The organism is Pseudoalteromonas sp. NC201 (assembly GCF_002850255.1).
Classification (GTDB): Bacteria; Pseudomonadota; Gammaproteobacteria; order Enterobacterales; family Alteromonadaceae; genus Pseudoalteromonas.
In genome coordinates, this window is the sequence record NZ_CP022522.1 from 1,732,354 (window position 1) to 1,754,455 (window position 22,102).

The 22,102-nt window shown below is 39.9% G+C and carries 18 protein-coding genes and 1 riboswitch; of the genes, 6 read left to right on the top strand and 12 right to left on the bottom strand.

The genetic code is table 11. The features are described 5' to 3' along the window. The first annotated feature begins 183 nt into the window (after positions 1-183). The 5 genes from PNC201_RS07160 to tnpC all read left to right on the top strand — a co-directional run bounded on the left by PNC201_RS07160 (position 184) and on the right by tnpC (position 4,256). Positions 184-954, top strand: coding sequence for a hypothetical protein (locus PNC201_RS07160; protein ID WP_102056614.1), 771 nt, complete (start codon positions 184-186; stop codon positions 952-954). Positions 955-1,047: 93 nt separating this feature from the next. Then, the gene (locus PNC201_RS07165; RefSeq protein WP_102056615.1) at positions 1,048-1,752 is read left to right on the top strand and encodes a hypothetical protein; all 705 of its coding nucleotides are present in this window, start codon (positions 1,048-1,050) and stop codon (positions 1,750-1,752) included. Positions 1,753-2,047: 295 nt separating this feature from the next. Continuing rightward, entirely contained in the window at positions 2,048-2,350 is a 303-nt protein-coding gene (tnpA, locus tag PNC201_RS07170; RefSeq protein ID WP_102056524.1) for an IS66 family insertion sequence element accessory protein TnpA, read from the top strand. Beyond that, complete coding sequence (gene tnpB / locus PNC201_RS07175) at positions 2,347-2,691, top strand: IS66 family insertion sequence element accessory protein TnpB (protein ID WP_102056525.1); 345 nt, start codon at positions 2,347-2,349, stop codon at positions 2,689-2,691. Before tnpA ends, tnpB begins: the two co-directional genes overlap by 4 nt. Positions 2,692-2,780: 89 nt before the next feature. Then, a complete protein-coding gene (gene tnpC / locus PNC201_RS07180; RefSeq protein ID WP_102057857.1) occupies positions 2,781-4,256 on the top strand; it encodes an IS66 family transposase in 1,476 nt (491 codons plus the stop codon). A 281-nt stretch (positions 4,257-4,537) separates the two neighbouring features. Here the strand turns inward: tnpC and PNC201_RS07185 are convergent, their stop codons facing one another. The 12 genes from PNC201_RS07185 to PNC201_RS07240 all read right to left on the bottom strand — a co-directional run bounded on the left by PNC201_RS07185 (position 4,538) and on the right by PNC201_RS07240 (position 20,295). After that, positions 4,538-6,049: an NAD(P)-binding domain-containing protein gene (locus PNC201_RS07185; protein WP_102056616.1), complete on the bottom strand. Its 1,512-nt coding sequence runs from the start codon at positions 6,047-6,049 to the stop codon at positions 4,538-4,540. A gap of 2 nt (positions 6,050-6,051) precedes the next feature. After that, positions 6,052-7,788 (bottom strand): ABC transporter ATP-binding protein, encoded by a 1,737-nt coding sequence (locus tag PNC201_RS07190; protein WP_102056617.1) that lies wholly within the window; start codon positions 7,786-7,788, stop codon positions 6,052-6,054. Positions 7,789-7,791: 3 nt separating this feature from the next. Then, on the bottom strand, positions 7,792-9,084 hold the full coding sequence (gene darE / locus PNC201_RS07195) for a darobactin maturation radical SAM/SPASM protein DarE (RefSeq protein ID WP_010604503.1): 1,293 nt from the start codon (positions 9,082-9,084) through the stop codon (positions 7,792-7,794). Positions 9,085-9,096: 12 nt separating this feature from the next. Then, positions 9,097-9,771 carry an ABC transporter ATP-binding protein gene (locus tag PNC201_RS07200; protein ID WP_102056618.1) on the bottom strand — a complete coding sequence of 225 codons (675 nt, stop codon included), beginning with the start codon at positions 9,769-9,771 and terminating at the stop codon, positions 9,097-9,099. Next, positions 9,764-11,002 (bottom strand): HlyD family efflux transporter periplasmic adaptor subunit, encoded by a 1,239-nt coding sequence (locus PNC201_RS07205; RefSeq protein ID WP_102056619.1) that lies wholly within the window; start codon positions 11,000-11,002, stop codon positions 9,764-9,766. The genes PNC201_RS07200 and PNC201_RS07205 overlap by 8 nt, the downstream gene beginning before the upstream one ends. 8 nt (positions 11,003-11,010) lie before the next feature. After that, positions 11,011-13,314 carry a darobactin export ABC transporter permease subunit gene (gene darB, locus PNC201_RS07210; protein WP_102056620.1) on the bottom strand — a complete coding sequence of 768 codons (2,304 nt, stop codon included), beginning with the start codon at positions 13,312-13,314 and terminating at the stop codon, positions 11,011-11,013. 1 nt (position 13,315) lies between these two features. Further along, positions 13,316-14,392 carry a hypothetical protein gene (locus PNC201_RS07215; RefSeq protein ID WP_010604507.1) on the bottom strand — a complete coding sequence of 359 codons (1,077 nt, stop codon included), beginning with the start codon at positions 14,390-14,392 and terminating at the stop codon, positions 13,316-13,318. A 65-nt stretch (positions 14,393-14,457) separates the two neighbouring features. Continuing rightward, on the bottom strand, positions 14,458-14,634 hold the full coding sequence (gene darA / locus PNC201_RS23240; RefSeq protein ID WP_157782782.1) for a darobactin family peptide antibiotic: 177 nt from the start codon (positions 14,632-14,634) through the stop codon (positions 14,458-14,460). A 430-nt stretch (positions 14,635-15,064) separates the two neighbouring features. Continuing rightward, on the bottom strand, positions 15,065-15,616 hold the full coding sequence (locus PNC201_RS07225) for a DUF4136 domain-containing protein (protein ID WP_102056621.1): 552 nt from the start codon (positions 15,614-15,616) through the stop codon (positions 15,065-15,067). Between the two features lie 107 nt (positions 15,617-15,723). Beyond that, entirely contained in the window at positions 15,724-18,501 is a 2,778-nt protein-coding gene (locus PNC201_RS07230; protein WP_102056622.1) for an ATPase, read from the bottom strand. Next, positions 18,498-19,046, bottom strand: coding sequence for a condensin complex protein MksE (locus PNC201_RS07235; protein WP_010371906.1), 549 nt, complete (start codon positions 19,044-19,046; stop codon positions 18,498-18,500). The genes PNC201_RS07230 and PNC201_RS07235 overlap by 4 nt, the downstream gene beginning before the upstream one ends. Positions 19,047-19,050: 4 nt before the next feature. Continuing rightward, positions 19,051-20,295 carry a hypothetical protein gene (locus PNC201_RS07240; RefSeq protein ID WP_102056623.1) on the bottom strand — a complete coding sequence of 415 codons (1,245 nt, stop codon included), beginning with the start codon at positions 20,293-20,295 and terminating at the stop codon, positions 19,051-19,053. A gap of 156 nt (positions 20,296-20,451) precedes the next feature. On the opposite strand from PNC201_RS07240, the gene nhaD reads away from it, so the two are divergent. Further along, the gene (gene nhaD, locus PNC201_RS07245; RefSeq protein WP_102056624.1) at positions 20,452-21,699 is read left to right on the top strand and encodes a sodium:proton antiporter NhaD; all 1,248 of its coding nucleotides are present in this window, start codon (positions 20,452-20,454) and stop codon (positions 21,697-21,699) included. Positions 21,700-21,844: 145 nt separating this feature from the next. Beyond that, positions 21,845-22,015, top strand: a riboswitch (Lysine riboswitch). Positions 22,016-22,102 lie beyond the last annotated feature (87 nt).

Genomic DNA, 22,102 nt, shown 5'->3' on the forward strand with positions numbered 1-22,102 from the left:
TTTGATTTGAAATAATAGGTTTGGGAAACGCGCATGCGCATTTTTCCAGATGGTATATTTAGCAGAATGCTGATAAGTTCTTTGCATACTGATAGTTAACTGCGCGCGTTTTCACTGGTCTAACGAGGTAAACGCGCATGCGCATGAATAAAATGTTAGGCGCAAACACAACTTAGGCATCATATGACTGATCAACTTCAAAGAATGATGAAAAAGCTCGAAGGCGATGGGCCTATTGAGAAACACATATTGCTTCTTAAGCTAACCGAAGCTTTAGAAAACGCACCAGAGTTTGGAGATCAGGCAGTAATGGACACGTCATCTCCTCAGCGCCAGTGGCTGTCGAAAGTTGGCGCGTTACTGTCTCGCCTTGGAATCGACAAAAAAGTTAAATTCCAATCTTCATTCAATACTCTTGTTCAATATTGGAAGCACGCAATTGTTCAGATTCAGGGTCAAGTTCTAGATGCAATCGAGGAAATAAAGCTTGAGCTCGAACTTGAAGACAGAAGTGATATAGGTAGTGCCTACGCACCTGGTGATGTTTACCGGTTCTTTGCAGACCTAAAGGACGTAGTGAACTCAGCAGAATCTGAGGTAATGATTGTAGATCCATACTTTAATGGTGAAGCGTTTGATGCCTATCTTTCTTCTGCCAATCCAGAGCTGGGCATTAAAATTCTAGCTGACCGGTACTCTAAAGATATTAGTGCCTATGCTGAAAAGCATAAAGCGCAGTATGGTACTGACATCGAGCTAAGGCGTAGCAAAGAACTGCACGATAGAATTATATTCATAGATCATGATGTGGCGTGGATTATGGGCGGTTCCATAAAAGATGCTGGCAAAAAGGCTACGTATTTAATCCCGCTGCAAACACCTATAGCATTGGCAAAAAAAGAGATTTACCAAGAGATTTGGAGTAAATCCAAAGAAGTAGAATGCAGCGCCTAACAAGTAGCTGCACCGGAAAAATTACTCGCTGTGCTCGCATTTTTCCGGTGAGCTAGGCGTTAGGGCAATTAGAGTTTTGCGAAAGGAGTAAGAATGGCAAATATAGGAACGGTTGATTTTTATATTGGTGTACCAAGTTTACCTCGTGAGGACTTTGAAAATTATTCAACACAGCTATTCGATGAATGGGAAGCTTATGTTGAAAAAAACCTTGATTTAAAAGACTACTCCCTCGTTCTAGAGGTTGAAGAGGGGTCGATCAAAGCTAAAGGTAAAATACTCGCAACAGCAAGTGTTTTGTATTTTGGTATTGCCCAATATGGTTCGTTCATTTCAGGTTTACAGACAATACATAACCAAGTTAAAGCCGTTGGTGATTACTTGGGAGAAAGAGCCAGTTTTCCATTCGATCTCACAAGAGTTAAGCCCAAATTACGAAAAAGAGGTGAGTCTCTTGCTCGTATAGAAAGTCTATTTGTCAAAGTTCAACGTGGCGAATTAACTGTAGAAATGGCGATGAAAGAGACTGAAGCTATCTTTGGCGAAGAACTAAAAGAAGTTCCTGAGTTTTACAGCGAATTGAAGAAATCCTTAGAGCAGACTTTCATAATTCCTGAACAAATGGAGTTGAAGCTAATTGATGAAAACGGAGAAGAATTGGCAACTCCTAGTAAGCCACCGAAACAGCCACGTACACCTCAGCCTCGAACACCTCCGCCAGCTGTAGATCAATTCAGAGTAGAGGTTTGGCGTGAAACGAAAAATGGTAAGAGGAACGTCAAAGTTACGAGTTTATAAAAATTGCCCTAACAAAGCATTTAAGAGTGATTCCCAACGCATGGCATTTTTCATTCCATTTTTGAGTGCGATGTTTACGGTGGTATGTTTAAGTTTCGTGGTTGCGTTGCTCATACCCAAATGCGGCGTTAACCCATAGAAATTTTTATGCGAAATTCGCCTAATACAGCCGACGACCTAAAACATTTCTGTCCAAATACTAGTCGGATGAGCGTAAGCGTCGCCTGAACCACACCTAGCTACTGAATACGCTCAGCCTATAAAGTACAACTCTGACCTCAATTCGGAGCTGACCATGCCTAAACACAAAACCGCAGAGCAATGGCTGCAACTTATCGAACAACAGGAACTCAGTGGTTTGTCTGTCACTGACTTCTGCACGCAGCACAACCTTAGTACCAAGTCTTTTTATAATCGCCGAAGTAAACTTCGCACTAAAAAACCACCTGAGTCATCTTTTATTGCCGCTAAGCCTGCTGCATCTGAGTCCGTTTCTCTGCCTGAGTTGTTACAGCTCAAGCATGGTCAGAATACGGTGTTGTTGCCATCAAACACAGATGCTCTGTGGTTGGCTGCACTGCTCAGGGCGCTGTCTTGATCTGCTGGCACAATGAGTCTGTTTACTTGCACCGCCAGCCAGTAGACTTTCGTAAATCCATCAATGGCCTCTCGGCGATTGTTGAGCAAGAAATGGCAGCACACGCGATGAGCGGTCAGGTGTTTGCGTTTTGCAATAAAAACAAGGACAAGCTGAAGGTGTTATATTGGGATAAAACCGGCTTTGCCTTGTGGTACAAGCGCCTTGAAAAAGACAAGTTTAAATGGCCCGACAAAGAAGACGATGACGTCATTACACTCAGCGCCGAACAATGGCAGTGGTTATTGTCTGGCTTATCGGTCATTGCCCACAAGCCGCTCAGCTATGGTTATAACGTATGATCATAACAGGGGTTTTTAGATCACGAATTAATCTAAGCTATTAATTTAAAAACAGTTACTCTGTTGATACAGTAGACTGYATGAAAGAAATGAATAAACTGCCTGATGATCCTCAGCAGTTGAAGCAGATCATTGCTCAGCTTCAGGCGCGTAATAACTACCTCGAAGAACAATTCAGACTGGCCCAGCAAAAACGCTTCGGGGCCAGCAGTGAGTCGCACCCTGCACAAGCTGACTTGTTCAATGAAGCCGAAACGCTGGTTGAAGAAGCACCTGAGCAAGACGTGGAAACCATCGAATATCAGCGCAAAAAGCCGACACGTCAGCCACTGCCAAAAGATCTGCCCCGCGAACGTGTTGTGCATGACATCGACAACAAACAATGTGACTGCTGTGGCGGTGAGCTGCACAAAATGGGCGAGGATGTGAGCGAAAAGCTGGAGTTTATCCCGGCCCAGGTCAAAGTCATCGAACATGTCAGACCAAAATACAGCTGCCGGCACTGTGAAAAAACACAAACCCGGGTTGAGATAAAACAAGCCCCAGTCCCACCGAGCCCGGTCCCGAAAGGTATTGCCACGGCCAGTTTGCTGAGCCAGATCATCACCAGTAAATATCAGTATGGCTTACCGCTGTATCGGCAGGAAAGCCTGTTCAAACAATATGGTATCGCACTGAGCAGGCAAACCATGGCGGATTGGGTGATCCGCTGCGCCAGTTTATTCAAGCCGCTCTATGACAGGCTGCACGAAGTGTTGCTACAGCAACCGGTACTGCACGGCGATGAAACCACGGTTAAGGTGGTGAAAGAAGACAAACAGACCGGTTACATGTGGCTGTATTGCAGCGGCACGGACTCGCCTGTGGCAGAGGAAAGCATCCCCAATATTGCCCTGTTCGACTATCAGAATAGTCGTGCGGGTCGCTGTCCTGTGGCATTTTTACAGGGCTACAACGGCTATCTGCAAGTTGACGGCTATGCAGGCTATGAGCAAACGCAGGCGACACTGGTTGGTTGCTGGGCGCACGCAAGACGCAAGTTCAAAGAAACCGCAGATGCGCAGGCCAAGGGTAAAACTGGTAAAGCGAACTGGGCGCTCAACCATATTCAAAAGTTATATCGAGTTGAGACTGCAAACAAAACAGCAAGCGCAGAGGAGCGGCAGGCTGCACGGGTACAACAAAGCGCACCGCTGCTGGCCCAGTTTAAAACCTGGTTAGATAAATCAGCACAAACGGTGGTACCAAAATCGAAGCTGGGCGAGGCCGTCCACTATACGCTAAGGCAGTGGCCGAAACTCATTCGCTACCTCGATGACGGACATCTAAAGATAGACAACAACCGGGCAGAGCGCGCTATCAAACCGTTCGTCATAGGGCGAAAGAACTGGCTGTTTAGCTTCACCACAAGTGGCGCTGAGAGTAGCGCAATCCTCTACAGCGTGATCGAAACAGCCAGAGCAAACGGCCACACCCCATTCGATTATGTGATGCATTGCTTAAACGAATTAGCCCAGCCACAGTACGATATCGACAGTTTACTGCCCTGGCATGTTAGCCTCTAGGTGTAGTTAGCCGTACGCTTACGTTTAATCGAGGGATGGATAACGAGAATTCCAATGTCGACATCTACTGGATGGATGCAAAGATAATTAATGAGTTAAAAACTAAAAATCTAAGTAAGGAAGCATTATGAGTCGACGTTATATTTTGTCTCTATTATTTATGCTAAGTGGCGTTCGCAAAAGTCATGATACTAAAGCAGTTGCAACAAGTAGCTAGTTTGGCAATCCTATCAACGCAAGTAAACTAACGGGAACTCCTAGCTTACTTGCGTTGTTAATACTTACGCGAAATTAGATACAATTAGTTCCTTTATACCATTGTCCAACTTGCTTAAATCTTCCCATTCACCATAGATATCTTCTAACATATGAACCTCATCGACTAGCTCACCATTTTTATACTTGCTGACTACAGGATGTAAAAAACCATGTTGAGAAAACTTGAGTTGCTCATCTTTATCACTTGGTATGCGGTAGCTAAATTCCAATCTAAAACCTGAAAATTGCTTAAACTGTTCCTCATTTTCGTAAACAAGTTTTGGGACGCTTTCAAAAAATTCAAAGCCACCATTTGGTTTCTTTGAATACAAATCATAAGCGTTCCCAAACAAAAACCAAATTGTGGTTGCTGATTTTATACGCTCGCTGATCTCATTGTATAATTCCGAAGAAGAATCAAGTTGCTTTCTACTTTGCTGGGCTACAAGATTCAATTTCTTGATAATTATTTCAGATAATGACTCCGCGTTATGCCTAATTCCGTGTATAAAAGGAGTTGAGGAATCTTTGTAGTCATTGCATTGCATATTCGCTCCGCAAAAAAACAGATTCGGAATATTACTACTTTCCCATTTATGATTAAGCTTAGGAAACATGTTTTTTAAGCACAACTCAGGAAAAGTACTTGGTGCGTAGTGATCGAAGTTACACTTAAACCCTGTACAGTTTATGACGTAATCATAAGTGTTTTTTTCTGATTCTCCATCCTCTGAAAAAATCATATCTACCAAATACTGCCCAGAATCTAACTGTTCAATTGATGCAATTTTTCCGTTTAAGATCGCGTTTTGCTGTTTCAAGAAAAAAGTATCTAGAAACGCCTGATTCACTGAGCGTAAATGCCCGGGGTAGTGGCTGACCCAAGCAAAATTGAAATCATCTGGGCTTATTAAATGGGTGTTTGATGAGACTTCTAATAAGCTATCAGCTGTTTCAAATGCCGAGTTACCTTTCCCTAATATGAGTACTTTCTTATTTGTGAATTGAGCTACGTCGTTATTCATTTCTGTATAGGCTATAGAGTGCTCAATGCCTTTTATATTAGGAATGTTGAGTTCGCCGATCCCTGTGGCATCAACTAAGATCTCACTTACATATTCTTTACCGTTACCATCGACGACTGTAAATTGGTGGTCGTCTTTTGTAACCTTTGCAACGTGGGTTTCGTAATGAATAGGTAACTCGTATTTTGTCGCGAATTCACCAAGGTATTTCACAAGGTTGTCCGCACTCGGATAGTAAGATTTATCAAAGTCTTTAAAAGAAAACTTATCGTCGCCATTTAGTAGTGAATTCCAGTCCCATCTAAGGTTCTTCTCTTTATTATCAAAGCCCGTGTTTACCTTATTTATCGATATCAATTTACGATGGACTGGATAAGTTTCAAAGAAGCTTCCTGCAACTTTTGCACGTTCCAAAACAATATGGGACACATTTACTTTGTTAAGATAATAGCTTAATTGTAAGCCCGCAGGTCCAGCACCAATGATGATGACTTTATAATTTAACTCCATTCTCAACACTCCTTTTGTAAGGTTTCGGGGTTTTTGCTTATTTTTCTAAAGTGTTCATTCTTTATTATATTTTGTGGCGTATCAGTAGCCACGATCTGCCCGCTATCAACTACGATAACCTGATCTGAAAGGTAGATGCTATTTAGGTTATGTGTGATTATTAGTACAGTTTTATTTTTTGCTATTTCTTTTAAGTGACTATGAAGACCGGATTCAGTGGCGAGATCGAGAGAGTTTGTAGCTTCATCTAAAATGAGTATATCACTGTCTGAATATAGCGCTCTTGCTATCGCTAGTCTCTGTTTTTCTCCACCAGATAAATTTGCGGCATTCAAGGTGACTTCGCTATTAAAGGTGAAGCCATTGCTTTGCATGACGACATCGAAGTTTGAGAGCTGAGACACTCGCTTGAGCTTTAACTCGTCGACATTATCAAAACTGAGTTGTAGAGTGATATTTTGCCAAAGTGGTCCACTGAAAAAGAAAGGATCTTGTTCGACCATCGTGACCTTTTGGTGAGTCGATTGTGAGTTTTTTTGATTCTGATGAATGAGAATTTCACCTAGATAGCTTTGATATAAACCCGCAATTAGCTTAATTAAAGTGCTTTTCCCGGAGCCTGATCGGCCGATAATAGAGTAAACTTCATGCTCTTTAAATTTATGCGTTATAGCACATAATGATTCAGAATCTGCCTTTTGATATTTAAACGACAGGTCGGTTAATTCAATTTTATTGTGTGTTGACGTATCTTTGGTGGCGGAAGCTAGCCGTTCAGCGGGATCTTGATTTAGTAAACTATCTAAGCTGCTGACTGCGTTTCGAGCCTTCGTTGTAACGGAGTTTATGTCACTTATTGAGGCGAAAGAGTACGACATCAGTAATAATACCATAATGAACGCGACTAATTCTCCCGACGCCATTGAACCTTCTATGACATTCAACCCGCCTACCCACAAAACAAAGATTACGCTAGAGAAACTGCCAAAAATGATTAATCCAGATACAATAGATTCTAAAGAATGAAGTCTTTTAGTTGCATTGTAGACTTGACTCGCTCCCGATTCTATTTGTTCTCCCAGTAAAGTTTCCATTCTATGGATTTTTATTGATTGTATACCTGATAATGATTCAATGATTGTCGAGTTTAGATTAGCAACGGTTTCCCGTTTATGGGTGTTGGCCTCTGAAACTCGCTGGCTTACTTTAAAAATGATAAGAATAACCAGCGGAACGGTGACTATTGAAAGCAAAGTCATATACAAACTGGTGGCTAATAAATAAATTAGGCCACACAATAAAGTGCCGGAAGCTTGAAAGAAAATGCTTAAAATAAAGTGGACGTAGGTGTTTATAGCTTTAACATCATAGTCGATATTAGAATAAAGCTTGGAAGGGGAAGTAACGTCAAATAACTCTTGTTGCTTATATAGCATTCTCCCCATTGCAAAGCTAAGTAGTTTATTGCTTAGCATTTCCTTTATATCAAATACGAGTTTTTGCCTCAAGCCATTCGAAAGCACGAATGTAATTAATAAAAGCAAGATAAATGAGACAAAATAGTTTAAACGTTCTCTCGTGACTGACTCTTGAAACAGTAGCTCAACAGTATAGGCAATGCCAAATGAACTGATGACGACTAAAACATTAAGTACAGCCACAATGAATAGCGTAAAGTGCTGTTTCGCACATAGAGTTTTAAGTTTTTGAAAAACAATACCTTCTGGGATAAATATCATTCTTTATATTGACTCTTCGATAACTCTAAGTAATTTACCAGTTCCACAACATTTATCATTATAGTCTTCGACATGGCGAGCATTTATCACTCTGTCATGCGGACAACCACCATTACAAATTGAGAACCATTCACACTCTCGCATACGATCCGTCGCGTCAATTTCTTCTTTTACAGATGCTTGATTATGATTTGACTTTTCGAGCAGGGTGGCTAGATCTGAATTTAGAAGTGAGCCGTAAATACTGCCAATATCCCCAACATACTTATCACAAGGTGAAACATCACCGTTTGGTTCGACAGTGATTATTTCTTGAGAGCAATTTCCTGCCCAATAACAAGCGGAAAGTTGCTTAGTTTTATCCGATAAAACATCGATAAAATTTTCAAACATTCTGATTCTAACTTTGTCTTTGTAGTGCCCGTACCAAACACGATAAACGCAGCTTAAAAATTCAATGTATTCTTTGTAGCTAATGTAGGCATTACCGATATCATCACCAGGCTTTGCTCGGTTATCTGGGACGATGTTCAGAAATTCTATGTCATTTAATTCAATTGAGTGTAAATAGCTTAAAAGTCGTTCAGGATCTAAGTTGTAAACATCTTTGTCGACGACTATTAAAGCACCGTAGGCTATACCATGATGCTTAAGCCGTCGAATTCCTTCAGCAACCTTAATGCTGGTTGGTCTTCCTCGGACGTCAAGTCTCCGAGTATCATTGATTTCTGGTACACCATCAAAGCTAATTCCCACGGACATGCCAATGCCTTTTAAGAAAGTGAGCCACTCATCCGATATATTAACTGCGTTTGATTGCATAGTATTGGTGATGAAGTGATCTGGGCGTCTAAATTGTTCTTGTAACCAAATCAACTTTTTGAAGAACAATGGTCTAAGAAGTGTTACTTCACCACCGTGCCAAACAAACTCCACTCGAGATACATTTGGGATTGCTAATATTCGTTTAACAATTGAAACGAGGTTTTCGAATTTTATAGATTGATTCGGTCCTTCTGCCCACGAATGGCAATATGTACAGCGTAAGTTGCATAGACGTGTAGCCTTGAGTACAACTACAACTTTACTTGCTTTTAGTGGCTTTGCTTTGAAATCGCTTGCTTTTTCTTCTCTGAAAAGAGCTAATTCTTCATCGTCTAAAATATCATAGTCTTTGATCTCACCAATAAGTTGAGATGCTAAGCGAGAGTACTGATAATCACTCACTTCTATGTCTACGGTTTCTTTACTGTTTTCTGCAGCATCAATAACTTTAATAGAAATATCACCGAGCATAATTTATTTTCCTTAATTAACTAATTCACCATCAACCATACTTACTCGCCTACCTGCAACACTTGCTGCAGCAGCGCTGTGCGTTACCATTATGATTGTAGAAGCGCTTGTGTCATTTACTTCCAGCAGTATATCTAAGACCCGCTGGCCAGTTTTTTCATCCAGATTTCCCGTCGGTTCATCCGCAAGAATAATACTTGGTTTGCACGCCATTGTTCGGGCAATCGCAACCCGCTGTTGTTGACCGCCAGATAATTGACTAGGGTAATGATCTTTCCTCGCAATTAATTCCATACGCTCTAATTCTTGCTCTGCCAGTCCTAGTCTATCTTTGTGTGGCACACCCCTAAATTTGAGTGGCAACATAATATTATCCAACACTGATAGATCAGGGATTAAATTGAAAGACTGGAACACATACCCCAAATGTTCTCTTCTGTACTTTAATTTCTTTTTTTGAGATATCGCTGAAACATCAAAACCATTTAAATGTAAACTACCGGAGTCAATATTCGAGAATAATCCAATTGCGTTGAGTAATGTTGATTTTCCTGAACCTGACTTTCCTGTAATGGCAATAAATTCACCTTTATCAACTTGTAGAGATACTTTATTTAAGGCAGTAGTTTTAATTTTATTTGTATAGAAGTGCTTACACACGCACTCAAGTTGAATGACGCTATTCAATGTATAATTCCTCCTTATATTTTTTGTTCCAATCTAAAATTACGACGCTTTTACCTAACACCATAGGAGCATCAATCACTACTCGATCCCCAATCCTTTCCTTAATAAGGATAGGAGTCCTAATAGCCTTACTCTGTTTATCCGAGTGAAGATATACGAATGTGGTATCACCTTTTTGAAACGTTGCTTCGGCTGGAAGTGTAGGTAGGATATTCTTATCGCTATTGGCAAGTTCTATTTCGACAGATTGGCCGACTTTAATGTTACCTTGCCATTCATCGGTATTTGGCATCTCAAGGTTCATTTTGAACTTTCCCTGCTTAATTAATGGGAATATTTTTAATATCTTTAAGTTAATATTTTTATTGTCTATCTTGGCTGTAGCTCTTGTTTCTTTATTGATTCGCTCTAGATAAAATTCATTTAACTCTACTTCAATTAAGTATTCACCCACCATATCTAGGGAAGCAAATTCTTCTTTAGGCAATATCTGTTGTCCTGACTCGACATCAAAGCCAACAAGGTTGCCTGTGATAGGGGCCCTAATAAGAAGTTGCTGCTCGCTCTCCTGAAGCTTGAGTAGCAAACTATTTAGTATTTCCACCGTTTCACCAATCTGCTTTAGCTGATGTGTAATTTGATTATGTTGTGATTGGTAGTAATTAGTCAGAACACCTTGTTTCTCTTTCCATCGAGTCAGGTTACTTTTTACGTCTTCTACATCTGATTTTTGAGAAAGATTCTTTTCTAATAACCTGAGTTTTTGATCTAGTTCTCTTTCAAGTACATCTACGTTATAAAGGGCATCTTCTAATGACAGCTTTGAAGAGGTAAGCTCACGCCTCAAATTTAATCTCATATTTTCCAAATTACTAATCTGTTCTGATATTTGAGCCATTTTTTCTGTCAACTTTAATGTGTAGTCATAGTTTTCTAGCTCTAAAATAACATCTCCCTTTTCTACAAGTGTATGTTGCCGATTGATAAAGCTTTTTACTCTGCCGCCAATGTCAGAGGACAGCTTGATAGATTTCATCGGACGTATCGTACCTATAGATGTAATTGCTGAATGAGAGTTTGTTACGGCAATAATTTTTGCTTTTTCATATGGTATACTTGATATCGACTTGTTGCTGTGGAATAAAAGAAAGAAAAAGATGAATGTCATTAATAAGAAGAACGCTACTATCTTTTTACGCTTACCTTTAGGGTTTTCTATTATAGTGTCCATTTAAATCTTTACTGCCTCTCTAGATACTTTTTGCTAACAACAAAAAAGCTAAGAATTATCACGCTGATGAAGATGGCTGCGATGGCCATAGAAGAAAATATATAGCTCGTAAAACCAAAGGAGAAGTTATCAGATATCAAAAGGTTGTCTTTAAGAATATAATAACCAATGCAAGTTCCAACTAAAGAAGAAAAAGTATATAAATAAATATTGTTTTTTAGGGTGTAAGAAAAGATATCTTTCAATCCAGCTCCTAGTTGCTTCATTATATCTAGAGTGTAACTATTACGCTCTACATCAACTAAGCTGTTGGCAATTGTATTGAGGGAAATCAAAACTATGTTCAGAGCGACAACCCAAAGTAAATAATTGGCGATTTTTGATAAGTCTGAATACTCTGACTCAAGTGCTGCATAGCTTGAGCTAAAATCTAATTTATTATTTATGCTTATACGATCGACAATTCGGTTAGAAGTGTTAAGTAATACCGATGTTGCTTTCTCTTCATTAAGGACAATCATAATAGGATCATGAAATGGTTTTACCTTACTTAAAAAAAAGTCACTAACTACTTTAACTATTTCAATTTCTTCTACGCCATTCCCTAAGTCAGCATAAAATTTATGCATTGATAACTTTTCGATAGGAATATTGTCATATAAATTTGCGAATGCTTGAGTTACTACAACCCTTGTCTTTCCATTTATATGGCTGTCATAATTTGAGTGAATGATACTGTCTAAGTCTAGCGGATTTAGACCAAATACTTTTATAAATTCTTCACCTGCATAAAAGTAGTTAATTGGTGTGATATTCTGATCTATTTTTTGTTGTGCTGTGGAAACCGTGACAAAGTGTGATGATTTATCAAATGGGTGCCAGCTAGCTACAGCAGAAACTTCTCCATATTCGGCATTGATTTTATTTCTCAGTGTAATAGGACTTACATCATTAACACCATCTAGCTTTATAAAGTGGCTTTTTGCGATATCGTAGCCGTAGTCGGCCTTTTTTTCGGTAAACAGTTCATAAGTTAAGCTAACTGCGATAAAAATTACAATAGAAGTGATTAACATCTGAAGAAACACAGTGACTTTTGTAAGCCACATCGTTTTTAGTCCTGTCGATTTGGTGATGGACTCATTGCTTTGATAGGACAGAACTCTCTTAATAACAAACACATTAGATAGAGTGTATAGGGATGTAATTGTTATTATTATCAAGGATAATGTAAATAACTTTTCCTCTGTGTTGACCGTAGATAAAATATCAAACTCACCGGAAAGAGGTGGAAGGATAAGGTAAAGTAATATAGCTGATGTGATATTGGCTATGATAAGAGAATTTTTGTTTTCTAGTAGAGAAATAAAGATAATCTGTATTTCGCTACCGCCAATGCTTGTTAATGTTTTTATACGATCTAATTGAGAGACTTTTATTGAGATTATCGAGCTTAAAAATCCAACGGTTCCAAGAATGAAAGAAAATATGCAGATTCCAAAGATTAGATATAAGCTTGATTTTGAAAATGTAATTCCAAGCGCGTCAGGGTGATTCCTATCATAATGAAGATCTGAAACTGCTCTTTTTGAAAGGTTAATAAATGAACTTGGGGTGAAAGGTGCCCCAGGGATCTGCGGTGCGTTACTACTAACGATTTTTTCTAGATCTAGGTCATTTCTGTTTACCAGTTCGACAAATAGATGAAGATGAGTGTCATACCAATCAGTATAACTTTCTTTTATTTTTCCATTATATAAATGATCGAAGTTAACAATCACATCTGGTTGGATTGATAAGGTGTCATCTATTTTTATTACTTTCTCTATTCTATATAAACCAGTATTGTTTATTTTTATTGTTTTTCCAATTATTTTACTATTATCTTCCGCTATCTTTTCAGCGAGCGTGGACGAGATGAAAGCTCCACTTATACCCAGCTCTTCAGAGCCTAGATTTAGCATGAGTTGTGCAGTTTTATCTAATGCATAGACTTCAGTGCCTTTTAATTCTATATCATTATATAATATAGTTATATTCTCACGATAAACTTTGCCTACCCTTTTTACAGCTTGATCTTTTTCTAATACAGGTATAAGTGCAGCAGGCGCTTTAGAGCTTACCACGGTTTCACCGGATGGTAGGTTAAATTGGGTTTCAATTTTATATATGTCGCTGGAAAGTCCTGAATTTATAGAGCTGTCTGCTAGAAAAAAAATAAACATCAATCCAAGTAAGACAGCGCCCAGTGATAAAGATAAAACCCCAGTGACAGCGGAAAGTGCTTTTCCATCGCTCAATAGTTTAGACATCTTAACTACCTAAACTCTGCAAATTTTTGAGCGTGTCGAATAGTCTTTGTTCTATTTCAAACTTTGAATCAGTGATAGCATCTAAAAAGCTTGATGATGAAAAGCCTCTAGATGCTTGTTGTAGATAATAATATGCATTATCTGAAGGCTCATAAGCATACGCCTTTCGCCAGAAATTCTTCAAACCATACCAAGTGTAACAGGCTTGAATATAGGTATTTGGATCTAACATTCTACCTGTCCAAGGCGATTTGATGATACGAGAGTGAAATTTTGTTGGTAGACACGGCTCATACAATTCAGCTAGGTCAAATAGATTATGTGTCATCTCATGAACGATAGCATCGGCAATTGTTTCAACACTCACCTCACTAAGATTAGGATTAATCAAGACAATTAAGCCATTGCTAATATTAGTTGAAGCACAGTTAAAGCGATTTTTTGTCTTATCAAACCGGATTGCTATTGAGCAAATGCTCTCTTTTAAAATTGTGTAGCACGGATCTGAAACCGCTTTTATGTAATCTAGCGCATTGTAAATTTTTGGAGTCGAGCATTGAATAAGCTCTGGAGTAATGCCCGTATCGTCCCAAGGAATATCTTTTTGGACACCTCTTGCTAGGTCACTAAAGTAGTCTAGAAGAATGTTTGAGTCGGGATGAACATTTTGATTTTTAAACAGTTTATCTGAGGATGCTTGATAACCAAGATTACCGCGTAAGTTCCAAGTGACTGAGGTTTCATCAATGAAATCACTTTGGATAATATAGTCAGGGTTAAATTCCAAGAAAGAAAGTTCTGTAATTAGTAATCTCTCTATCGTTGATTGATATTTTTCATCACCACGGCGTGCGATCAATGTATTCCAAAATCTTGGTAATTTTAAAAGCTGGTACAGATCATTAGTTGACAGTCTTTCAGAGAGCTTATCAAACAATTCTGAGAGCGGTTTGTTTGATAATACCTCTTTCTCAATGATATCTATCATTAATGTTAATTTACATCGCGTAAATATCTCAACAAAGGAGTCGTTCTCAAACTTCAGACAACTGGGTAATTCGCTCGTTAAAATATTCATAACATTCGTCCTAAATAAAGCTGTTAACACTGCACATCTTTAACAGCTAATCAACCAAAAGGTGGTTACTTCTCGAACGACTTAGACCAGTTCCAAGCGGTAATTGGTGGAGCAATCGCAATGCTATCAACACGAGATTGGTCAACGTTTGCAATATTTAGTGTTTGATCTGAAAAGCTAGCTTTTAACGCATCTAGTTTTTCTGCAACAGAAATTTTTTCTTTTGGTGCTTCAACGATCATTTTTAATTCCTTCTTAAAAGTTAAATTATACCTTGAGGACACATCCTCGAAATATTTGTACATTAAATGATAATGCAGTGTCAAATTTTTTATTTTAACTTGTTAGAGTGTGACGTTGGTTTGCACTTATTTTCTTCAACTTAATTTTTTGTAAGTCATTGGATTGTAATTGTTTATTGGTTTTTTATTTGATGAGCCTAGCTTGGGGCATGGCGAAGCTTACGCTGAGAATGAAGTTGTGTTGAATTTATGTTAATTTTATGGGTTTGTTGGTGGGCTGTTTGGCTATTTTTAGAGTTTGCATTATGGTGATAGATTTTTGGAAGATGTAGATGTAGATGTAGATGTAGATGTAGATGTAGATGTAGATGTAGATGTAGATGTAGATGTAGATGTAGAAGTGGAGTAATACATACTCCACTTATAAAACTTAATGCTGTGCTTTGGGAGGGAAGTTAGCCAATAGTTCTGAGATGGTTTTGTTTATTGACTCTGTTCTTTGATCCGGTGATTGATTGCTACGTAAGCGACCTTCTTTTGCTCCACGCCAAACTAGCTGGTTAGACGCTTTGTCTATCATATCGAGTACTAGCGTGCCCACTTCATATTCACGTGTTGTGGTCTGTGTTTGCCAGCCAATACCCCAGTAATTCCAACGCGCGCCATACGTGGTGTGAAGTGAGTCAGATTCAATTTTTGTATCAACTGATGCGTGATAGTTAACCAGTAAGTCAGCCGATTGCGGATCGGTGAGGGTGAAACCTTGTTTGCTCATTTCGTTTTGAATTGCACTGCGGATCCGCTTTTCCATTAAGTCATTGACTTGGTATTCACGACCATTATTTTTTAGGTCCGCTTCAGGTGACCAAGCATAGGTTTTGTAGTTAGTGAATTGTACAGACTTATCATAATCCCAATCAGGGGTTTTGGCGCAGGCCGCTAATATCAGCACCAAAGTGGCGATAACAATATTCTTAAACATGTGTCTTTACTCCTTAGTCGGATGTTTGCTCTACCTTAACGTGTTAAGGCGTTAAATGGTAGAGACAAGCACCCTTTAATAATTGTATCTAAGACATTAACTTGGGATTAATGTTCCACTTCTATCCAGTCTTTTTCATCCACCCAGTTTTGGCTACCTTGTGCAACACTGCGGATTGGCACCAAGTAGTCACAGCTGATCTGTGGTTTCACCGATGCAAAAATTGGCACAAACCCAAAGCTTAGTGCGGTTTCGATAATGGCCTTTTGGTTTTGTGGGTCGATATCTGCGGCTTCATCGATATAAATTGGGATACGATACATCGCTTGTTCTTGATCAGATACCAGATAGCGAATAAATAGCATGCCACATAAAAGCTTGATGGTGATCCGTGTACCGTTTGAGCCGGCCGAGTCAATTTTATCGAAGTGTTCAATGTCACCCGCGCGGTTGACCACTTCAAAGCGAATGTCAAAGAGGTCGGTTAACGTCAATCCCGCTTTATCACTTGCAAGTTTGATGATGTGATCTTTCGCCTCATTAACAGACTTTTCTGAACTAGGCTGCTCGCTCAGTAAGTCTAAGCTTTCGCCTTTTTCGTATAAATCTGAAGTGCTGATAATGGTGTCTATGCTATCGATAAGCATTTTACGAGGGATCACATTAATCTTAAACGCTTGCAAGTTAGAGATCCGATGTTGGCTTATGCCTTTGTTAAAGCTGTTCATCTCTCGGCGCAAGCGGTCTAAGTCTTGACGCAGTCCTTTAATGGTTGCGGCCACTTCAGTGAGTGCCACTCGTGCTTGTTTATCGACGGCATCTCGTTCGTTATCGAGATTGTGATAGGCACTGATGAGTTTTTGATACTTAATGGTAACGTCTGACTCGTTTTCAAACTTAGTGATCCCAGCATTGTAGATATGCAAGTAGGTATTACGCACATTAACGTCTAAGTTTCTAAGCTCATTACAATCTTTATTAAATTGGTGGATCACTTCAGACAGGTTATCAAAATCTAGGTTAATTTCTATTTCATACGGTGCCAGCTTACCCGAATATAGGTCTAGTGTGTGGTCGATACGTTCTGACTTCACTTGCTTTAGGCGGTCGGCTTGGCGCACCAACAAGTCTTGCTTGCTTTTAATGATAGAGCGGCGGTCTGAAATCGAACCAGCATTACGTTGAATATCATGTAAATATTCATCAACTTGCTCTCGTTCCATCTCTAGCTGCTCTTTTAGTGCTTGTTGAGCATCGACCGATTGCAACATGGTTTGATATTGCTCAAAGCGTTTCATGGCCGCTTCGGTAGCCATTAGTTCATCATATAGAGCATCACGTTCTTTTTGTTTTTCAGCGACGTTTGCGGCGACTTCACGCTGCTGCTTTAAGTCGTTAAGCGACTGTTGTAGTGACTCCAGCTGTGCTTGCAGTTGGGCTTTGTTCTCACCGCTTTGCATTTGTACTGGACTCAGTTTTTTCAACTTAACGGTAGCACCAGGTACTTTAAGCTCACCACCTTGAACTGACTTAGATAGGGACTCCAAAAATGCGCCAAAGGCATCTTCGTCGGTGATATCAATTTCACCTTGAGAGGTGGTTGAAAACGATAACAAATCCGGATTCAAGATCCGTGAGATCTCTTCCACTTCTTTTAAAGAAAGATCTTCACGCATACGAGTAAACAGGTTGAACTCAAGGTTCTTGAGTTGCAGTTTTAAACTCTTAATCTGCTTTTGTGTTTCGTTGATGCGGAAATCAAGGGTATGGAGACTTTGCCCCTGTGCACTATTAATAGAGAAGGAAAGCTGCTCATATTCCTTTTTCAACAGAGTTAAATTGGTTTTAAGCGTTGCATGATTCGTTAGTTCAAATTCACGTTTTAACGCGTGGAAATCAGTAAACCATTGTTCTATTTGGGTTTGTTTACGCTCGATATCTCGAGACTGTTGGACGTACAGCTGCTGCTTAGACTCAAATTCGCGCTTTTCAGCTTCTATGTCTTCTAGCTGTGTTGCCAGCTCTGCAATTTGCTCGTTGTGATAGTTATCATATTCAACCAAAGCTAAATCGAGTTTCGGTGCGTAAGCCGCCAGTTTACCTTTTAATACCGCCTCATTTTCAAGCATTTTCTCAAGGGCTGAAATTGGCTCTTGCATTGACTCCAGCGCATTTAGTTCACGACGCGCACGGTTAACCTTATCAAAAGCGCGACGCCAGACTTCATAAAAATCGACTTTCGAGTTCGACATATGGCGTTCGAACACCTTGAGCATAAAGCGCTTTACGTCTTGTGCACCGAGTTTGTGCAGATTCAAAATACGACGGAATATTTCTTTATATACAGGCGCATCTTGGACATTATTCAGTGGGATCATCTTCAGGTTGATATCGCCATCAAATGGTGTGGCGCCACCTGTGAGCAGGGCATTAAGTTCTTGTGCTTTTAGCTCTACAGGCTTAAGTTGTTTTTCCTGTAAGTGATTAAATAGCTTGGTGTACTTGATGATACTTTTACCCTGGGTGTAATCATCAAGATTCAGTTTGCCTTGATAGCAAAAAAACTGATGCGCGTAACCGGCGATTTTACCCAGTCCCGCAACGCCAATGACCACATCGCCGTGGGGGAGGTTGGCTTCAAGCAAAATATAGGATTGATCAGAAGAGAAGTAGAACTTACGCGTTTCTTCTAAATCGTGGCCATCCCATTCAGTCAGTCTTAAATCGTTGATAAGTGGAAACTGTAGCGCATTGATCACCGAGCTTTTACCGGTGTTATTCGGGGCGCAGATAGACGCACTTTTATCCAGAGGAATGACACACTTAGCGTATCCGGCGGTATTTAATAATGCGAGTTTACTTAGGCCGTACAACTGCTCGCTCATAGCTCGTCCTCAATATCATATTGTTCTTCGTTTACTTCCATTAGCGCGTCAATGTAGCGATAAATCGGTGCAAGTAGCATAAAGCCTTGCTCAACCTCACGGGCTAGACCCAATCTCACCATACGTAAAAACACGTCTTTTCTGAGATCTGAGCCCGAAAAAATCTCCAACTGGTCAAAAAGATGCTTATTGAGCTGTACTATGGTTTGCATTAGCTCTAAATCGCAGCTTTCATCAAATAGTACGCGAAGCGGATCTTTACCTTGGTTGGCATAGTGCTCAATCAAAATATAAATGGTTAGGGCAATCGCACGGGAAATTTTCCCCATATTTGGCGTGCTTTCATCGCTTGCCAAATAATAAAAACCACGGGCATCGTGCTGTAAATCATGGCCTAAGGCTGAAAATAGCGCTTGATAGCTATCAATTTGCTGATCTAACTCTTGCCAAAGGGTAGTGTCTTGCTCACTGATATGATACCCGCTCACCAGCTTTTTATTAATGGCTTGGAGTTCATTGAGCATGTCTAAGTTAATTGTCGTCATAATGCTAATCTTGTTTTGCTTTGGCACTAAATGGATATAAAGAGAAGGTATGCGATGCGATAGTGATCTTACTCTTTTGTTGCTCTTGGCTAAGTGCCAAGTCAGATTCGTTGATCAGTTTTTGATAAAGGAACAGCATTTCGTCTGCTTCAAGATCAGGGTAGCTATCGCTTAAAAAGCCCAATAGTGCCTGGCGCTTTTTACCGGTTTGTTGAAATCTCGTTTTTACCGAGTTGTAATCTGGAATGTTAGGGCTTTGATAAGCTGGCACATCGTCGTGATCGGGCAGCTGATATTCTTCATGCTCAAATTCAACTAGACTTGCCATATATGCGACCATGTGACGCTTTTGCCCAAGGTTAAAACGTTGAATGTCTGACACAAATTCTGGTTGAACTGGTGAGAGTAAACGGTCAACACCGCGCTTTCTAATTTGTCCAAGGACTTTAGAGGCTTGCCGCGTAATGAGTGTATTGCGGCGTAGCTCTTCACGTAACGGCATGAGGAGATCGGCACTGCGGCTTAAACTTTCTCTACCAATGAGGTGCATATCTAAAATGCGTGTTCTGAGCTGCTCCAGCATGCGTTTGTCTGCAGCACCACGGCCTAATTGTTCAATCTCGTCAATTTGCTCACTGACCTGAAGCTCTATCTGATCGAAGCAGCGTTGGAAAGGGCCATGAATATCGACCATTTCCAACATAGGTTCGATATATTCGTCAAACGCTTCTAATACGGCTTTATATCTCATGCCAAGAGACAGCGTTGAGGTGTCAGACTTTGCTTGTTCAACCAAGTTCATGATAGCGCTTTCGTTATGCTCGAACAGCTTAACAATTTTACGAACGCGTTCGTCCATAATGCGGCTAAAGCGGCGTAGCTCAGAGTAGTCAGCCTCTTCACCGGCTTGTGCGATGCGATTACCTAATCTTTCTAAGTCTTTTACCAGCACCGTGATCTCTTCCGCTAAACCGAGGCTTTCTTCTTGTAAGAGAAAGCTGGCGAAGTCAGCGATTGCACGGTTGATTTCTAACTGTGAAGATTTAGCTAAAGGAATAATAATTTCTTGTTGGAGTAATCGATTGGTTTCTTTATATATCCGTTCACTCGACCAGCTAGGATTTTTCTGCTTTAGGATGTTTTGTACATCTTTTAAACTAAAATCAGCGAGCTTAAATCGTTTAAAAAGTAGCTCAAGTACATTCCAGTGCTCATTTATCGTATTTAATAATTTTTTTGCTGGGATCATAACTTTCCAGTGTGTAGTAGAGAAGTTTCATCACTACTTCATCAATTTGTCACAAAATGTTTATTGTACGTGGCATGGGGTCTGTGATGGTGCTAGAATCCGCCCCGAAATCAAACCCACCCCTTGTTACAATTAATTACAGGTTGTTTGCGCATTATGGTCACGCCCATTATTCTAACCCTGATCGCCATCGCTTTTATACTCATCGTTATAGAAGATATTATTCACGTAAACAAGGCCAAAACAACGCTTTTTTTTGGTACTTTATGTTGGATTATCGCCTTTATCTCTCCAATTCATGGTCAAAGCCCAGAAATTGTACAAATTGAGCTAGACCATAACATTTTGGAAATCGCGACGCTTTGGCTGTTTTTAATGGCTGCCATGACGTTTGTCGCCTACTTGAACTCAAAAGGGTTTATCCAAAATATTGTTCACCGGATCATGCCAACCCATATTAGCGAACGCAAGCTAATGTTTTTGGTCGGTGCTTTTGCATTCATATTTTCATCCATCTCGGATAATATTACTGCGACGCTTATTTCATTAGCTGTGGTCATGTCTTTGAAACTTGACCCGAAAAAGTTAATAAAATATGCGACGTTAATTATCTTCAGTGTTAACTCCGGTGGGGTATCATTGATCACCGGTGATGTAACCACCTTGATGATATTTTTGGCCGATAAAGTCACGATCCCAGACCTTTTATTGCTGATCATGCCGTCGATGTTGAGTGTATTTGTGTTAGCAGCCATGCTTTCTATTGGTATGAATGAAAAAATTACCTTTGAAAAGGTAGAATTACGCAGAATTGAAAAGACCGATATCACCATTGCGCTCATCTTCTTATCAACCATTTTTGCTACGTTATTCTTAAGCGTGCAATACCATGTACCGCCGATGCTAACTTTCTTATTTGGCTTGTCTTTGATGTTCTTAATGGCGCAATTCTTGATGCGCAAGAAAGACGTTAATAAGAAAATCATCGACTATATCCGTGAAATTGAATACGACACCTTGTTGTTCTTTGTGGGTGTGCTCTTATTAGTTGGCGCGTTGAAAGAGGTCGGTGTACTGTCTAAGTTTACCGATTTATATCTGCATCTTGCACCGGAATACGCAAACTACTTGGTCGGTTTAATGAGTGCGGCGGTAGATAACGTGCCTTTGACGGCTGCGCTATTAAAAGCAGATATTACGATGACTCCAGCGCAATGGCTAACCTTTACTTATGCGACTGGGGTTGGTGGCTCTATGCTTATCATTGGTTCTGCAGCGGGGATCATTGCAATGAGTAAGGTTAAAGCGTTAACCTTCTCAAGCTATCTTAAAATGAGTATCTACCTGCTTATCGCATATACCATTGGATATAGTGGCGCGTATTTCGCGGGTCAGCTTATTTAAGACCAATGGATTTAATTTTTTAGCGCTTTGGGATAAGTTTTTCATAAATAACTTGACACCTAGACGGCTAAAAGATAATTTTCTCACATCGCCCGCATTTATTGCGGGCTTTTATTTTGCTTTTATTCAGATTAACAAAGGCAAAATAAACAGAAGAGGCGCGATGCTTAGGTAGTTAGTGTGAGGTGACGAGACCAATGACCACTAGTGAGGGAAGTATTCGCCGAGGAGAAAAGTTGCTCGTCGCAACGATTCTTCGGTTTACGAGGCTGAATCCTCGGAACTGTCACCGTATTGGTGGAGAGCTTCTGGCAAAGGTCATTTCAAGCGTTCGTCTTTTTAGAAATCCCATGCCGAGTTCTCCTTATAAAATTTGACTGTGCCAACAGTCGAGAGGAGAGAA

Excerpts from the sequence above, each read along its gene's own strand:
- PNC201_RS07185 (WP_102056616.1), bottom strand. The coding sequence starts at position 6,049 with ATGGAGTTAAATTATAAAGTCATCATCATTGGTGCTGGACCTGCGGGC.
- PNC201_RS07215 (WP_010604507.1), bottom strand. The coding sequence starts at position 14,392 with ATGAATATTTTAACGAGCGAATTACCCAGTTGTCTGAAGTTTGAGAAC.
- tnpA (WP_102056524.1), top strand. The coding sequence starts at position 2,048 with ATGCCTAAACACAAAACCGCAGAGCAATGGCTGCAACTTATCGAACAA.
- darA (WP_157782782.1), bottom strand. The coding sequence starts at position 14,634 with ATGATCGTTGAAGCACCAAAAGAAAAAATTTCTGTTGCAGAAAAACTA.
- tnpC (WP_102057857.1), top strand. The coding sequence starts at position 2,781 with ATGAATAAACTGCCTGATGATCCTCAGCAGTTGAAGCAGATCATTGCT.
- PNC201_RS07190 (WP_102056617.1), bottom strand. The coding sequence starts at position 7,788 with ATGATATTTATCCCAGAAGGTATTGTTTTTCAAAAACTTAAAACTCTA.
- PNC201_RS07235 (WP_010371906.1), bottom strand. The coding sequence starts at position 19,046 with ATGACGACAATTAACTTAGACATGCTCAATGAACTCCAAGCCATTAAT.
- darB (WP_102056620.1), bottom strand. The coding sequence starts at position 13,314 with ATGTCTAAACTATTGAGCGATGGAAAAGCACTTTCCGCTGTCACTGGG.
- darE (WP_010604503.1), bottom strand. The coding sequence starts at position 9,084 with ATGCTCGGTGATATTTCTATTAAAGTTATTGATGCTGCAGAAAACAGT.
- PNC201_RS07205 (WP_102056619.1), bottom strand. The coding sequence starts at position 11,002 with ATGGACACTATAATAGAAAACCCTAAAGGTAAGCGTAAAAAGATAGTA.
- PNC201_RS07160 (WP_102056614.1), top strand. The coding sequence starts at position 184 with ATGACTGATCAACTTCAAAGAATGATGAAAAAGCTCGAAGGCGATGGG.
- PNC201_RS07230 (WP_102056622.1), bottom strand. The coding sequence starts at position 18,501 with ATGAGCGAGCAGTTGTACGGCCTAAGTAAACTCGCATTATTAAATACC.
- PNC201_RS07240 (WP_102056623.1), bottom strand. The coding sequence starts at position 20,295 with ATGATCCCAGCAAAAAAATTATTAAATACGATAAATGAGCACTGGAAT.
- PNC201_RS07165 (WP_102056615.1), top strand. The coding sequence starts at position 1,048 with ATGGCAAATATAGGAACGGTTGATTTTTATATTGGTGTACCAAGTTTA.
- nhaD (WP_102056624.1), top strand. The coding sequence starts at position 20,452 with ATGGTCACGCCCATTATTCTAACCCTGATCGCCATCGCTTTTATACTC.
- PNC201_RS07225 (WP_102056621.1), bottom strand. The coding sequence starts at position 15,616 with ATGTTTAAGAATATTGTTATCGCCACTTTGGTGCTGATATTAGCGGCC.